Annotated in this window: 8 protein-coding genes and 1 riboswitch; of the genes, 7 read left to right on the forward strand and 1 reads right to left on the reverse strand. The window is 68.7% G+C overall.

What is annotated here, in order from left to right:
- Nucleotides 1-103: 103 nt before the first annotated feature.
- The 7 genes from nagA (at nt 104) to LRK53_RS00720 (ending at nt 13,893) form a co-directional block, all read left to right on the forward strand.
- A complete protein-coding gene (nagA, locus tag LRK53_RS00690) occupies nt 104-1,240 on the forward strand; it encodes an N-acetylglucosamine-6-phosphate deacetylase (RefSeq protein ID WP_235642441.1) in 1,137 nt (378 codons plus the stop codon).
- 29 nt (nt 1,241-1,269) lie between these two features.
- Nucleotides 1,270-1,500, forward strand: a riboswitch (cobalamin riboswitch).
- 132 nt (nt 1,501-1,632) lie between these two features.
- Nucleotides 1,633-3,483: a TonB-dependent vitamin B12 receptor gene (btuB, locus tag LRK53_RS00695; protein WP_027491288.1), complete on the forward strand. Its 1,851-nt coding sequence runs from the start codon at nt 1,633-1,635 to the stop codon at nt 3,481-3,483.
- A gap of 173 nt (nt 3,484-3,656) precedes the next feature.
- Nucleotides 3,657-6,833, forward strand: a complete 3,177-nt coding sequence (locus LRK53_RS00700) for an efflux RND transporter permease subunit (RefSeq protein ID WP_027491289.1) — start codon at nt 3,657-3,659, stop codon at nt 6,831-6,833.
- Nucleotides 6,834-7,114: 281 nt separating this feature from the next.
- Complete coding sequence (locus tag LRK53_RS00705) at nt 7,115-10,282, forward strand: efflux RND transporter permease subunit (protein ID WP_027491290.1); 3,168 nt, start codon at nt 7,115-7,117, stop codon at nt 10,280-10,282.
- A 68-nt stretch (nt 10,283-10,350) separates the two neighbouring features.
- Complete coding sequence (locus LRK53_RS00710) at nt 10,351-11,730, forward strand: M16 family metallopeptidase (protein ID WP_027491291.1); 1,380 nt, start codon at nt 10,351-10,353, stop codon at nt 11,728-11,730.
- Nucleotides 11,727-13,202 carry a M16 family metallopeptidase gene (locus tag LRK53_RS00715; protein WP_027491292.1) on the forward strand — a complete coding sequence of 492 codons (1,476 nt, stop codon included), beginning with the start codon at nt 11,727-11,729 and terminating at the stop codon, nt 13,200-13,202. The genes LRK53_RS00710 and LRK53_RS00715 overlap by 4 nt, the downstream gene beginning before the upstream one ends.
- A 169-nt stretch (nt 13,203-13,371) precedes the next feature.
- On the forward strand, nt 13,372-13,893 hold the full coding sequence (locus tag LRK53_RS00720) for an acyloxyacyl hydrolase (protein ID WP_027491293.1): 522 nt from the start codon (nt 13,372-13,374) through the stop codon (nt 13,891-13,893).
- 75 nt (nt 13,894-13,968) lie between these two features.
- Here the strand turns inward: LRK53_RS00720 and LRK53_RS00725 are convergent, their stop codons facing one another.
- Entirely contained in the window at nt 13,969-15,495 is a 1,527-nt protein-coding gene (locus tag LRK53_RS00725) for a DHA2 family efflux MFS transporter permease subunit (protein WP_027491294.1), read from the reverse strand.
- Nucleotides 15,496-15,598 lie beyond the last annotated feature (103 nt).

Below are 15,598 nucleotides of genomic sequence, written 5' to 3' on the forward strand. Positions count from 1 at the left end.
TGAAAGCCGAGATTCGGGATTCGGAATTCGGGATTCGCAAAAGCAAGAGCATCGCCCGCGAGCGGGCTCCTACGTGAGGTTTCGCGTCCATGGTCGATCACGCATGAAGTCGCTCACCCACGCCCGCGTACTCACCGCCCACGGCTGGCGTGACGACCTCGCCGTGCTGCTCGACGGTGCGCACATCGTCGACCTGCTGCCGCCATCCGACCCGCGCGTGCGCACCGCGCAACAACACGACCTGCGCGGCGCCATGCTGCTGCCCGGCTTCATCGACGTGCAGGTCAACGGCGGCGGCGGCGTGCTGTTCAACGACGCGCCCACGGTGGAGACGATCCGCACCATCGGCGCCGCGCATCGCCGCTTCGGCACCACCGGCTTCCTGCCCACCCTGATCAGCGACAGCGTCGACATCATGCGCGCCGCACTGGCCGCAGTGGAACAGGCGTTCGAGGAAGGCGTGCCGGGCCTGCTCGGCATCCATCTGGAAGGCCCGTACCTCGCCCCTGAGCGCAAGGGCGTGCACGACGCGAAGTGGTTCCACGTGCCCGGCGAGGAAGAACTCGCCATGCTGTGCGCACCGCACCGCGGCGTGCGGCTGCTGACGCTGGCGCCCGAGCGCGTGCCGCACCACGTCATTGCGCGGCTGACTGCCGCCGGCGTGCTCGTCAACGCCGGCCACACGGCGGCCGACTACGCCACCACCCGCGTCGCACTGGCCGCGGGTGTGCGCGGCTTCACCCACCTGTTCAACGCGATGACTCCGCTGGGCAGCCGCGAACCCGGCGTGGTCGGCGCGGCGCTGGACGACCCCGGCAGCTGGTGCGGCCTCATCGTCGATGGCCACCACGTGCATCCGGCCAGCCTGCGCGTGGCGATCGCCGCCAAGCCGCGCGGCAAGATGCTGCTGGTCACCGACGCGATGCCGCCGGTCGGTGCGGACCGCCCCGACTATGTGTTGAACGGCGAAACCATCATCGTGAAGGACGGCATCTGCCAGACCGCCGGCGGCGTGCTCGCCGGTTCCGCGCTGGACATGGCCAGCGCCGTGCGCAACACCGTGCAGATGCTCGGCCTGCCGCTGGACGAGGCGGTGCGCATGGCCAGCACCTGGCCGGCCGAGTTCCTCGGCTTGGGCGAAAGCCACGGCCGCATCGCGCCCGGTTACCGCGCCGACCTGGTGGTGCTGGACGCGGAATACCGCGTGCAACAGAGCTGGGTCGGCGGGAAAAGCGGGTAGGAGCGCATTGCCCAAATAGCCGTCCGAAGCTAAAGTAGCGCGGTTCAGGTGTCCCGACGGCCCAGCGCCCAAGGGATGAAACGGGAAGCCGGTGCGTGGTGCGCAAACGCACTGCAAGGCCGGCGCTGCCCCCGCAACGGTAAGCGAGATCACGAGCGGCGGACGCCACTGTGCATGGCACGGGAAGGCGCCGCTCGGGGCATGCGGATCGCCGCACGCCACTCGCCAGCCCGGAGACCGGCCGGAACGCTTTCCTGGTGGCTCGCGGTGGGCGAGGCCGAACCACGTGTCGGTCGATCCTGCCCGCCCGTCGTTCCGTCTTCCTCCCATGCCTGTCGCCAGCTCATTGGACACATGAGTCGTGCGCGGGTGCACGGCGTAGAGGAACGAACATGAAGAAGACCCTGCTGACCGCGGCGCTGCTCGGCTGCACGCTGGCCGCCCACGCGGCCGACCAGAACGACGCCTCGTCGCTGAGCCCGGTGATCGTCACCGCCACGCGCACCGCGATCACCGCCGACGACGCGCTGTCCTCGGTGACCGTGATCACCCGCGCCGACATCGAGCGGCTGCAGCCGCTGTCGGTGCCGGATCTGCTGGCCGGCCTGCCCGGTCTGAGCTTCGCCAACACCGGCGGTTACGGCGAACAGACTTCGCTGTTCATGCGCGGCACCAACTCCACCCACACCCTGCTGCTGGTCGACGGTGTGCGGGTGGCCTCGGTCAGCGCCGGGCTGGCGGCGTTCGAGCAGATTCCGGTGGAGCAGATCGAGCGCATCGAGGTGGTACGCGGCCCGCGTTCCAGCCTGTACGGCGCCGACGCGATCGGTGGAGTGATCCAGATCTTCACCCGGCGCGGTACGCCGGGCGGCGGCCTGCAACCCACGTTCAGCGTGACCACCGGCAGCAACCATCTGCTGCGCGGGCAGGCCGGCCTGGCCGGCGGCGACGAGCATGCCTGGTACCACCTCAGCGTCGGCGCGCAGTACACGCGCGGCATCAACGCCTGTCGCGTCGGTGCGGCCGAGGCCTTCGCCGGCTGCTTTGCCGACGAGCCGGACCGCGACGCCTTCCGCAACAGGAACCTGAGCGCCGGCGGCGGCTACCGCTGGGACAACGGCGCCGAGCTCAGCGGCACCTGGCTGCGCAGCCTCGGCGAGATCCATTACGACGGCAGCTACCAGAACCGCAGCCGCACCGTGCAGCAGGTCGCCGGCAGCCACCTCAGCTTCAACCCGCTGCAGGCGTGGAAGACCACGCTGAGCGTGGGCCAGAACCTGGACCGCTACGACAACTACGAGAACCAGGCCTTCGTCGGCTACATCTACTCGCGGCGCAACCAGGCGTCGTGGCAGAACGACATCAGCGTGGCCAGCAACCAGCTACTCACGCTCGGCATCGACTGGCAGGGCGAACACATCGACAGCGACACCGGCTTCCTCGCCAATCACCGCAACGATACCGGCGGCTACGCGCAGTACCAGGGCACGTTCGGCCGCAACGAAGTGGAGCTGTCGGCACGGCGCGACCACAACAGCCAGTTCGGCAACCACAACACCGGCGCGGCGGCATGGGGTTATCACTTCGACGGTGGGCTGAAGCTCTCCGCCAGCTACGGCAGCGCGTTCCATGCGCCGACCTTCAACGACCTGTACTACCCGTACGGCAGCGGCAATCCGAAGCTGAGGCCGGAGAAGTCGCGCAGCGCCGAACTGGGCCTGAGTCAGCAGCAGGATACGTGGAACTGGGCGCTGAACGCCTACCAGACCCGCATCGACCAGCTGATCGCGCTGGACAGCAACTGGGTGCCGCGGAATGTGAGCAAGGCCCGCATCCGCGGCGTGGAAGGCCAGCTCGGCGCCAACCTCGCCGGCTGGCAGCTGCAGAGCTACCTGACCTGGCTGCAGCCGCGCAACGAAGACGGCGGCGCGAACGACGGCAAGCTGCTGCCGCGCCGGCGCGAGCACACCGCGCGGGTGGACCTGGACCGGCGCTTCGGCGCCTTCGGCGTCGGCGCCACCGTCTTCGCCGCCGGGCGCGGTTTCGACGATGCGGCCAACCGGCACCGGCTCGGCGGCTACTCCACCACCGACCTGCGCGCCAGTTGGCATTTCGCGCCGGACTGGCAGGTGGAGGCGCGGCTGGCCAACGTGTTCGACCACCGCTACGAGACCGTGTGGTACTTCAACCAGCCCGGTCGCGGCGCGTTCCTGACCCTGCGCTACAGCCCCGCGGCACGCTGAGCCGTGCCATGCATGCAGGAAGCCCGGCCGCGGGTTTCCTGCAGGCGGGTGGACTTCAGGCACATACACAAGGGAGGCGGCAGCTGGCATAAAGCCGACATGAAGGGAACTCTCGCCAAGCCTCGGGCCGTGCTCACGGCCCATTCGCCACGCCCATGGACCGGGGTGGCTGCATGAACGTCTTCGCACCGCTGGTGCGCCGCCCGGTGGGTACTTCGCTGCTTGCCATCGGCCTGCTGCTGGGCGGCCTGTGGGCCTACCTGCTGCTCGGCGTAGCGGCGTTCCCGTCGATCGAATTCCCCGGCGTGGCGGTGTTCGCGCAGATGCCCGGCGCCAGCGCGCAGACCATGGCCACCACCGTGGTCGCGCCGCTGGAGCGGCATCTGGGGCGCATTCCCGGGGTGCGCATGATGGCCTCCAGCGCCAGCGAAGGCGCCGCGCAGATCCAGGTCATCTTCAACATGGACCGCGGCGCCGACAAGGCCGCACGCGACGTGCAGGCGGCGATCAACGCGGCGGCGGCGGACCTGCCGCCCGGCATGCCCAGCCCACCCGGCTACTTCAAGTTCGACACCTCGCAGATTCCGGTGCTGCTGGTCTCGCTGACCTCCTCCAGCCTGCCACCGGATCGCCTGTACGACCTCACCGATACCCTGCTGAAGCCGGCGGTGGCGCAGATTCCCGGCGTGGCCCAGGTGCAGGTGGGCGGCGGCACGCCGCACGCGGTGCGCATCGTGCTGGACACCCGCGCGCTGGTGGGCATGGGCGTTACCGCCAACGACGTGGCCAATGCGCTGCGCGCCGCCAACGTCAGCTCGCCGCAGGGCACGCTCAGCAACGGCGCCATGCGCATGACGGTGAGCGCCAACGACGCGCTGCATACGGCGCGGGATTTCGCCGCGCTGGTGATCGCCAGCCGCAACGGCGTGCCGGTGCGGCTGGCCGACGTGGCGACGATCAGCGGCGGTCAGCAGGACAAGTATGCCGCGGCGTGGTTCAACGGCCAGCGCGCGGTGGTGATGCAGATCAACAAGCGGCCGGAGGCGAACGCGGTGGCCACCGTGCAGGCGATCCGCGCGCGCCTGCCGCAGCTGCGCGGGGTGTTGCCGGCCGACGCCACCATCACCCCGATCTTCGATTTCACCCCGACCACGGTGTCGGCGCTGCACGAGGTGGAGGTGGCGCTGCTGATGGGCATCGCGATGGTGGCGCTGGTGATGCTGGTGTTCCTGCGTCGGCTGCGACCCACCGTGATCGCCATGTTCAGCGTGCCGCTGTCGCTGGCCGGCGCGTTCGTGGCGATGTGGATGCTCGGCTTCACCCTGAACATCTTCTCGCTGATCGCGCTGGTGCTGTGCGTGGGCTTCGTGGTGGACGACGCGATCGTGGTGATCGAGAACATCGTGCGCCACATGGAACGCGGCGAGCCGCCGCTGCAGGCCGCGCTGGCCGGCGTGCGCGAGATCGGCTTCACCGTGCTGTCGATCACCCTGTCGCTGATCGCGGTGTTCGGTCCGATGGTGTTCGGCAACAACATGTTCACCATGCTGATCCGCGAGTTCTCGGTGACCCTGATCGCCACCATCGTGATCTCCGCGCTGGTCTCGCTCACGCTGACCCCGGCGCTGTGCGGCGCCTGGCTGGCGCACGAGCCGGCGGGCGCACGCGTGCCGGGGCGGCTGGAGCGCCTGGCCGAACGCTTCGACAGCGGCATGCTGCGCAGCTACGAGCGCGCGCTGGACTGGGCGGTGCGCCATCGCCGGATCATGCGCTGGCAGCCGCTGATCCTGCTGGCGCTCACCATTGGCCTGGCGGTGGCGGTGGCGATGACCGCCGGCGGCGGCCTGATGCCGAAGGAGGACACCGGCCTGCTGCAGGCCAGCATCACCGCCGACGCCAACGTCTCGCCGCTGCTGCTGGCGTGGCGCACGCAGGAGGTGGCGGCGAAGGTCAAGGCCGACCCGGCGGTGCGCGACGTCTCCGCCTTCCTCGGCAGCAACAACGGCGGTGGCGCGGTCGGCAACCAGGCCAGCCTGTTCGTCGACCTGAAGCCGCCGGGCGACCGGCCGGGCGACCGCCAGGTCAGCTCCCAGGCGGTGGTCGACCGGCTGGACAAGGTCTTCAAGAACGTGCCGGACCTGGACGTGTCGCTCTCGGTCAACCAGTTCATCAGCGGCGGTGGTGGCGGTGGCGGCGGCCGCGGGCAGTACGCGTTCCAGCTCGACAGCGTGGATGGCGTGCCGCTGCAGCAGCCCACCCTCAAGCTGGCGCAGGTGATGCGCGGCATGAAGCAGTTCCGCAACGTCAGCACCAGCTTCGACAGCATCGGCAAGCAGCAGATGCTGCAGGTGGACCGCAACGCCGCGGCGCGGCTGCACGTGAGCGTGGCCCAGGTCGACACCGCCCTGGCCAACGCGTTCGGGCAGACCCCGGTCTCCACCATCTACTCGGACATCAACCAGTACCGCGTGGTGATCACCGCCGAGAGCGCCGAGTCGCTGAGCCCGGCCGCCCTGCTCAATACCTACGTGCGCAACACGCAGGGGCGGATGATTCCGCTGTCCGCGCTGGCGCAGATCCAGCCGCACATCGCGCCGGTCACCATCAGCCATTTCGACCAGCTCGAATCGGCCGCGATCAACTACAACCTGGCCAAGGGAGTCACCCAGGCCGATGGCCTGAAGCTGGTCGAGCAGGCGATGTTCGCCGCGCAGCTGCCGCCGGGCGTGCACAGGAAGTACAGCGGCGACAACAAGAACCTGGTCGACGCGATGAACAATGCGCTGATCATGCTGCTGGCAGTGATCCTGGTGATGTACGTGGTGCTGGGCATCCTGTACGAGAGCCTGATCCACCCGCTGACGATCCTTTCCACCCTGCCGGCCGCCGGCATGGGCGCGTTCCTGGCGATGCTGGTGACGCATACCCAGTTGACCCTGATGTCGGTGATCGCGGTATTGATGCTGATCGGCATCGTCAAGAAGAACGCGATCCTGATGGTGGACTTCGCGCTGGTGGCCGAGCGCGACCACGGCATGTCGCCGCCGGCGGCGATCCGCGAGGCGGCGCTGGTGCGCTTTCGCCCGATCACCATGACCACCCTGGTGGCGATGGGCGCGGCGCTGCCGCTGGCGATCGGTTTCGGCTACGGCTCGGAAATGCGCCAGCCGCTGGGCATCGCCATCCTCGGCGGCCTGTTCGTGTCGCAGCTGCTGACCCTGCTGAGCACCCCGGCGATCTACCTGTGGCAGCACGACCATCGCGAGCGCAAGGCGGCGCGGCAGCAGCTGCGCGCGGAGATCCGGCGCCAGCGCCAGGTGCAACAGCAGATGCCGGCGCTGCCAAAATAGCCCCGGTTCCCCCGATGATCCGTCGGGAATGCTCGACCCTGACAGGTCGGACATCAAGATCTAAGGAGCGCACCTTGTGCGCGATGCTCTTCGCCACGTTACGAAGGGCATCGCGCACAAGGTGCGCTCCTACAGAAAACCGGATACCCCTGCCTTCCGGCACGGGGTGGACTTCAGGCACATACACCGGGACGTGCCAAAGGGCATAAAGTGGGCATGCACGGACTGCCCGCCACTTCCCCGACCTCCCCACGCCCGCCGCGCGCGCGGGCGGAAGCGCCATGAACATCTTTGCCCCGCTGATCCGCCGTCCGGTCGGCACCTCGCTGCTCGCGCTCGGCCTGATGCTGGCCGGCTTGTGGGCTTACCTGCTGCTCGGCGTGGCGGCGCTGCCGTCGCTGGATTTCCCCGGCGTCTACGTGGTGGCCAGCCAGCCCGGCGCCAGCGCGCAGACCATGGCGAACACCGTGCTGGCGCCGCTGGAGCGGCACCTGGGGCGCATTCCCGGCGTCGACGAGATGTACGGCAACGCCAGCGAGGGCCAGGCCTCGGTGATGGTGCGCTTCACCTTCGACCGCACCGCCGACAGCGCCGCGCGCGACGTGCAGGCGGCGATCAATGCGGCCGCGGTCGACCTGCCGACCGGCATGCCGTCGCTGCCGCAGTACTTCAAGTTCGACACCTCGCAGATCCCGATCCTGTTCCTCACCTTGACCTCGACCGGCCTGCCACAGGACCAGCTGTTCGATCTTGCCGACACCATGCTGAAGCCGGCGGTGGCGCAGATCGACGGCGTGGCCCAGGTGCAGGTGTTCGGCGGCACCCCGCATGCGGTGCGGATCGAGCTGGACAACGGCGCGCTGGCGGCCAAGGGCCTCACCACCAACGACGTGGCCAACGCGCTGCGCGCGGCCAACGTCACCTCGCCGCAGGGCACGCTGAGCGACGGCCATACGCAGATGACGGTGAGCGCCAGCGACAGCCTGCAGACGCCAGCCGAGTTTGCCCGCCTGCTGATTTCGGTGAGGAACGGCACGCCGGTGCGGCTGTCCGACGTGGCGAAGGTCTACAGCGGCCAGCAGGACGAATACCAGGCGGCCTGGTTCAACGACGCGCGCGCGGTCGGCCTGCAGATCAGCAAGCGGCCGGAGGCGAACGCGGTGGCCACGGTGGAGGCGATCCGCGCGCGCCTGCCGCAGCTGCGCGCCTCGCTGCCGTCCAGCGTGACGATGACGCCGGTGTTCGATCTCACCCAGACCACCAAGTCGGCGCTGCACGAGGTGCAGGTGGCGCTGCTGATCTCGATCGCCATGGTGGTGCTGGTGATGCTGGTGTTCCTGCGCCGGCTGCGGCCCACGCTGATCGCCACACTCAGCGTGCCGCTGTCGCTGGCCGGCGCATTCGTGGTGATGTGGACGCTGGGCTACACGCTCAATACCTTGTCGCTGGTGGCGCTGGTGCTGTGCATCGGCTTCGTGGTGGACGACGCCATCGTGGTGATCGAGAACATCGTGCGCCACATGGAGCGCGGCGAGCCACCGATGGAGGCCGCGCTGGCCGGCGTGCGCGAAATCGGCTTCACCGTGGTCTCGATCACCTTGTCGCTGGTGGCGGTGTTCGCGCCGCTGCTGTTCGGCAACAACATACTGATCATGCTGCTGCGCGAGTTCTCGGTGACGCTGACCGCCGCGGTGGTGATCTCGGCGCTGGTCTCGCTCACGCTCACCCCGGCGTTGTGCGCCTGGCTGCTGAGCCACGAGCCGGAGCACACCAGGCAGCCCGGGCGCATCGAGCAGGCGGTGGAACGCTTCGACCGCCGGCTGCTGCACATCTACGAGCGTGCGCTGGACTGGGCCATGCACCATCGCCGGATCATGCGCTGGCAACCGTTGACCCTGCTGATCCTGACCTTCGTGCTCGGCTTCGCGGTGGCCAAGACCGCCGGCGGCACCTTCATGCCCGACGAGGACACCGGCCAGCTGCAGGTGGACATCAGCGCCGACGCCAACATCTCGCCGGCCGAGCTGACCGCGCGCGCGCTGGCGGTGGCCAAGATCATGCAGGCCGATCCGGCCGTGCTCGACCAGCTGACCATGCTTGGCCGCGACGGCGGTGGTGGCGGCGCGGTGGGCAACAACGCGCAGATGTTTGTCGACCTGAAACCGCGCGGCAGCGGGCCGGGCGAGCGCCGCGAGGGCATCAAGCAGGTGGTCGAGCGGTTGTCCAAGCAGTACGACAAGCTGGCCAACGTGAAGGTCTCGGTGAGCGCCGCGCAGTTCCTCGGCGGCGGCGGCAGCGGCGACAAGGGCGGGCAGTACGAATTCCAGCTGGTCAGCACCAACGGCGGCGACCTGCAGCCGTGGGCGCTGAGGATGGTGCGGCAGCTGCGCGCGATGAAGGAGTTCCGCGACGTCAGCAGCAACTTCGACCAGGTCGGCAAACAGCAGCTGCTGAAGATCGACCGCGAGGCGGCCGCGCGCCTGCACGTGGGCGTCGGCACCATCGACTCGGCGCTGTACAACGCGTTCGGCCAGCGCCAGGTGTCGCAGATCTACTCCGACATCAACCAGTACGCGGTGGTGCTGAGCACCGGCGCGGCCGAGCGGGTGAGCCCGGAGTCGCTTCTCGACGTGCGCGTGCGCAACGAGCAGGGACGGATGATCCCGCTGTCCGCGCTGGCGACCATCGCGCCGAACCTGAGTCCGCTGCGCATACGCCACCACAACCAGCTGGAAGCAGCCACGATCAGCTACAACCTGGCCAAGGACGTCACCCAGGACGTGGGCGTGAAGCTGGTCGAGCAGGCCGCCTACGCCGCGCGCCTGCCGGCCGGCATGCGGGTGGATTTCACCGGCGCCAACCAGCGCCTGAAGCAGGCCCAGTCCAACGGCATGGTGCTGCTGCTCGGCTCGATCCTGGCCATGTACATCGTGCTGGGCATTCTTTATGAAAGCCTCGGCCATCCGCTGACCATCCTCTCCACCCTGCCGGCCGCCGGCGCCGGCGCGTTCCTGGCGATGCTGGTGACGCAGACGCAGATCTCGCTGATGGCGATCATCGCGGTGCTGATGCTGATCGGCATCGTCAAGAAGAACGCGATCCTGATGGTCGACTTCGCCCTGGTGGCCGAACGCGAACGCGGCTTGCCCGCGCCGGAAGCGATCCGCGAGGCGGCGCTGGTGCGCTTCCGCCCGATCACCATGACCACCCTGGTGGCGATGGGCGCGGCGCTGCCGCTGGCGATCGGCTTCGGCATCGGCTCGGAAATGCGCCAGCCGCTCGGTATCGCCATCGTCGGCGGCCTGCTGGTGTCGCAGCTGCTGACCCTGCTGAGCACGCCTGCGATCTACCTGTGGAACCACGACCGCAAGATCCGCAAGGCGGCGCGCCGCGAACGCAAGGCGGAGAAGAAGCGGCTCAAGGCGCTGGGCGGGACCCAGGCGGCGTGATCCGACCCGTGGCTGTGTAGCTGCGTCGGAATTGCTAAGGTTGACCCTTTCCAACGAAGGGACCGCCCATGCGTCTGCGTCCGGCTGCCTTGCTCGCTCCGCTCGTCCTGCTGGCTGCGCTGGCCTCGTCGCCGTTGATCGCGGCCGAGCTGACCATTCCGCCGATCCAATACCACCAGCGCACCCTGCCGAACGGTCTGCAGGTGCTCAGCGTGGAGGATCACGCCAGCCCGAACGTCGCGGTGCAGGTGTGGTACCACGTGGGCTCGAAGGACGACCCGCAGGGCCGCTCCGGCTTCGCGCACCTGTTCGAGCATCTGATGTTCAAGAGCACCAAGCACATGCACGCCGAGCAGTTCGACCGGCTCACCGAAGACGTGGGCGGAGCCAACAACGCCTCCACCGGCGACGACGTCACCAACTACTTCGAGGTGGTGCCCAGCAATCATTTGCAGACGCTGCTGTGGGCCGAAGCCGAGCGGCTGTCCAACCTCAACGTGGACGAGGCGAACTTCAAGTCCGAGCGCGCGGTGGTGCAGGAGGAATACCGCCAGAGCGTGCTGGCCAATCCATACGGCAAGCTGTTCAACGCGATCGACCCGCACTCGTACACGGTGCATCCGTACCAGCGCCCGACCATCGGCAGCATCGAGGACCTGGACGCGGCCACGCTGCCGGACGTGATCGCGTTCCACCAGACGTTCTACCGGCCGGACAACGCCACCCTGATCGTCGCCGGCGATTTCGACCCGAAGCAGCTCGACGCCTGGGTGGACCAGTACTTCGGCTGGATCCCGAAACCGGCCGCACCGATCCCGCAGGTCACCGTGTGGGAACCGAAGCGCGGGAAGAACCTGCGCTACACCGTCACCAGCGAGACCGCACCGCTGCCCGCGGTGGCGATCACCTGGCTGCTGCCGCCGGCTTCCGACACGGCCGACAGCATCCCGCTCAAGGTCGCCGCTGCACTGCTGGCGAAGGGTGATTCCTCGCGGCTGTACCAGTCCCTGGTGTACCGCCACCAGGTGGCCCAGCAGGCTGGCGCCGACGCCGACGGCCGGGTCGGGCCAGGGCTGTTCACCGCCTACGCGATCCTTGCCAGCGGCCACCGGCCGGCGGAGGCGGAGAAGCTGCTGCACGAGGAGATCATCTGGCTGGCTACCCAGCCGATCCCCGCCGCCGAGCTGGACAAGGTGAAGACGCAGCTGCTGACCAGCGAGCTGAAGCAACGGCAGACCGCGCAGGGCCTGGCCTTCGCGCTGGGTCAGGCGACGCTGATCGACGGCGGCGCGGAACACGCCAACACCGACCTGGCCACCCTGCAGAAAGTCACCGAGCAGGACGTGCACTGCGTGCTGCAGAAGTACGTGACCGGCGCGCACAGCGTCACCATCGACTATCTGCCGCAACCCGCCGGCGCAGCGAAGGCATCGGGAGAAGCGAAATGAGCTGCCGCAAGAACGCCTGCCGTCTGGCCGTCTTTACGGCCATCTTGGTTGCCACCGGCAACGTGGCGGCTGCCGACTTTCCCGCCACGCCGCCCGCGCCCGGCCCCGCGCCGCAACTGAGCGTGCCGACGCCGACGACGCAGACCCTGGCCAACGGCCTGCAGGTGGTCAGCGTGCGCCGCGGCGGCCTGCCGCTGGTCACTGCGCAGCTGATCGTACGCCGCGGCGGCGAGATGGATCCGCCGGCGCTGGCCGGCCTGGCCGACCTCACCGCGAATCTGCTGACCAAGGGCGCCGCCGGCAGGAGCGCGCCGCAGATCGCCGCCGCCGCCGAGGCGCTGGGCGGCTCGCTGGATGCCGCCGCCGGCTGGGACGAAAGCGCGGTGGGCATCACCGTGACCACGCCGAAACTGCCGCAGGCGCTGGGCCTGCTGGCCGAGGTGGTCAGGCAGCCCGATTTCAGCGCCGAGGAGTTAAAGCGGGCGCAGGCGCAGGCGCTCGACGACCTGCGCCTGACGCTGAGCCGGCCCACTGCGCTGGCCTCGCTCGCCGCCAGCCGCGGCGTGTTCGGCGCTGGCGCCTACGGCCATTCGCGCGGCGGCACGCCGGCCTCGATCGCGCGCATCGGCCGCGCCGACGTGCAGCGGCTGCACGCGGCGCTGTACCGGCCGGACAACGCGATCCTGGTGCTGGCCGGCGACATCACCCCGGCGCAGGCGCAGCAACTGGCGCAGGCCAGCTTCGGCGACTGGCGCAAGCCGACCACGCCGCTGCCGGCGCGGCCGGCGGGCAGGGCCGCCAGCCAGCTGCCGAGGATGCTGCTGATCGACCAACGCGGCGCCGGCCAGGCCGGCGTGGTGGCGGCGCATGCCGCGCCGCCACGCGGCGACGGCGACTACTACGTGGGCACGCTCGCCAACGCGGTGCTCGGTGGCTCGTACTCGGCGCGGTTGAACCAGGAAATCCGCATCAAGCGCGGCCTGTCCTACGGCGCCACCAGCCGGTTGGAACCGCTGCGCGACGCCGGCCTGTGGCTGGCCTCGGCGCAGACCAAGAACCCTTCCGCGGCGCCGGTGGTCGAGCTGATGCTGGGCGAGTTCAAGCGCCTCGGCGACAGCCGCATCGGCGTCGACGAACTGGCCGCGCGCAAGGCCACCTTGATCGGCGGCTACGGCCGCAGCCTGGAAACCACCACTGGCCTGGCCGGGCAGGTTGGCGAGTTGGCGGTGTACGGCGTGCCGCTGGACGAGATCGGCAAGTACGTCGCGCGGGTGCAGGCAGTGACGCCGAAGCAGATCGAGAAGTACGCGAAGCGGCACCTGGCCGCCGGCGCCGGCACGGTGGTGGTGGTCGGCGACGCCGTGCTGTTCGCCGCTGACATCCGCAAGGCGCATCCGCAGGCCGCGCTGCTGCAGTCGACCGCGCTGGATCTGGACAGCCCGACCCTGCAGCCGGCGGGCAGCAGAAAATAACCGTCCTGACCGTGCCATCACCGAACCCCGGCCATCGTGCCGGGGTTTTGACATCGTGGGCGCAACAATCTGTTGCCGAAATCGACCCAGGTCGGGGCTTCGCCCGGCACGGACTGCTTAGTAAACTATGCGGTACACAAAAAGAATCACTACCGCGAGGTCGCCCCCCATGTCTCTCCATCCCCTCATCCGCAGCGCATTTGTGCTGGCCCTGGTCACCGCCGCGCTGCCGGCGGCCGCCACCCGGTTCGAAGTGCAGGCCGGCCGCAGCAACTCGAATAGTCACGGTGCGAACACCGCCTTCATTGAGGCGGTGTTCGACGGGCATCGCATCGGCACGACCCGCTTCAGCTGGTCGCCGGATGTCTCGCTCGGCTGGATCGATGGTCGCCGCCTGGCGAACGACAACGGCCGCTACACCATGCGCGATTCGGTAGCGCTGCTGGCCGCCGGTGCACGCTTCCACTTCGGCGACGCCGGCGACTGGTACCAGCCGCTGTTCTTCAGCGAGCAACTGGCCGCCACCAACCACGCCACCCACGCGCTCTCCAGCCACTACCAGTTCGTCAGCACGCTGGGCTGGCAGGCGAAGCATTTCAGCGTGGCGATCCGACACATCTCCAACGGCGGGCTGCATCGCCCGAACACCGGCGAGACGATGGCGCTGGTCGGTGTCGCCTTCGATATCTGACTGGCGCATGGCCGATCCGTTGAACGAGCACGGCCCCGTTCGGGGCCGTGCTCGTTCCGGTGATTGCCATCGGTTTCAGTGGCCGCCGGCGACCGGTCTGGCCTTCGGCGTGAACGGCGGCCTGGCCAGCCAGATCACCAGCACCAGCGCCAGGAAGATCCAGCCCAGCGCGTGGAACACCTCGTTGAACGAGATCTGGTAGGCCTGCTGGGTGATGATGTCGTTGAGCACACCGGCAGCGGCCTGCTGGTCGCCCTGGCCGAGCTGGTGCAGCGCGGCCTGCGTGGTCGGGCTGTAAGCGGTGATGTGTTCGGTCAACCGCTCGTGGTGGGTCACCGCACGGCGCTCCCACAGCAGTGTGGTGAGCGACGCCGAGAAGCTGCCGCCCAGCGTGCGCAGGAAGGTGGCCAGGCCGGAGCCGGACGCGATCTCGTTCTGCTGCAGGTCCGACAGCAGGATGGTCAGCACCGGCATGAAGAACAACGCCACGCCCAGACCCTGCCACAGCTGCACCATCGCCACGTGGTAGAAGTCGATGCCGATGAAGAAGTCCGAGCGCATGAAGCAGGTGCCGGCCATCACCACGAACGCGACCGAGGCCAGCATGCGCAGGTCGAAGCGGGTGGCGTACTTGCCCACGAAGAAGGTCAGCAGCACCGGCAGCACGCCGATCGGCGCGGTGGCGAAGCCGGCCCAGGTCGAGGTGTAGCCGAGGTTGCGCTGCAGCCACAGCGGCACCAGCAGGCCGATCGCGAAGAACGCGGCGTAGGCCAGGGTCAGCGCGATGGTGCCGGCGGTGAAGTTGCGGTGGCGGAACAGGCGCAGGTCGACGATCGGGTCCTTGTCGGTCAGTTCCCAGATCAGGAACACCGCGATGCCGATCGCCGAGACGATGCTGGTGACGATGATGAAGCTGGAGTTGAACCAGTCCTCGTCGTTGCCCTTGTCCAGCACGATCTGCAGCGCGCCCACGCCGATGATCAGGCTGACCAGGCCGACGTAGTCGACCTTCGGCCGCTCGGTCTTCTCCACTTTTGCGCGCAGCTGGTTCGCCACCACCATGCTGGCGAAGATGCCGATCGGTACGTTGATGAAGAAGATCCACGGCCACGAATAGTTGTCGGTGATCCAGCCGCCGAGGATCGGCCCGGCGATCGGCGCCACCACCGTCACCATCGCCAGCAGCGCCAGCGCCATGCCGCGCTTGGCCGGCGGGTAGATGCCGATCAGCAGGCTCTGCGTGATCGGGTACATCGGCCCGGCCACCGCGCCCTGCAGCGCACGGAACAGGATCAGCATGCCCATGCTCTGCGACACCCCGCACAGGAACGAGGTCAGCGCAAACAGCAGCGTGCAGGCGGTGAACAGCCGCACCTCGCCGAAGCGGCGGCTGAGAAAGCCGGTCAGTGGCAGCGCGATCGCCATGCTCACCGCGAACGAGGTGATCACCCAGGTGCTCTGGTTGTTGCTAACGCCGAGGTTGCCGGCGATGGTCGGCAGCGACACGTTCGCGATGGTGGTGTCCAGCACCTGCATGAACGTGGCCAGCGACAGGCCGACCGTGCTCAGGGCCAGGTGGGGCGGGCGGAATTCGGTGGTCATCGGAACCAGTCGGTCGTTGTAGGAGCCCGCTTGCGGGCGATGCTCTGGCTCTGAATTTCCAGACCAGAAGCATCGCCCGCAAGCGGGCTCCTACGGGGGTTTG

The sequence above is a fragment of the Rhodanobacter thiooxydans genome (genome assembly GCF_021545845.1).
Classification (GTDB): domain Bacteria; phylum Pseudomonadota; class Gammaproteobacteria; order Xanthomonadales; family Rhodanobacteraceae; genus Rhodanobacter.

Excerpts from the sequence above, each read along its gene's own strand:
- LRK53_RS00710 (WP_027491291.1), top strand. The coding sequence starts at position 10,351 with ATGCGTCTGCGTCCGGCTGCCTTGCTCGCTCCGCTCGTCCTGCTGGCT.
- LRK53_RS00700 (WP_027491289.1), top strand. The coding sequence starts at position 3,657 with ATGAACGTCTTCGCACCGCTGGTGCGCCGCCCGGTGGGTACTTCGCTG.
- nagA (WP_235642441.1), top strand. The coding sequence starts at position 104 with ATGAAGTCGCTCACCCACGCCCGCGTACTCACCGCCCACGGCTGGCGT.
- LRK53_RS00705 (WP_027491290.1), top strand. The coding sequence starts at position 7,115 with ATGAACATCTTTGCCCCGCTGATCCGCCGTCCGGTCGGCACCTCGCTG.
- LRK53_RS00720 (WP_027491293.1), top strand. The coding sequence starts at position 13,372 with ATGTCTCTCCATCCCCTCATCCGCAGCGCATTTGTGCTGGCCCTGGTC.
- LRK53_RS00715 (WP_027491292.1), top strand. The coding sequence starts at position 11,727 with ATGAGCTGCCGCAAGAACGCCTGCCGTCTGGCCGTCTTTACGGCCATC.
- btuB (WP_027491288.1), top strand. The coding sequence starts at position 1,633 with ATGAAGAAGACCCTGCTGACCGCGGCGCTGCTCGGCTGCACGCTGGCC.
- LRK53_RS00725 (WP_027491294.1), bottom strand. The coding sequence starts at position 15,495 with ATGACCACCGAATTCCGCCCGCCCCACCTGGCCCTGAGCACGGTCGGC.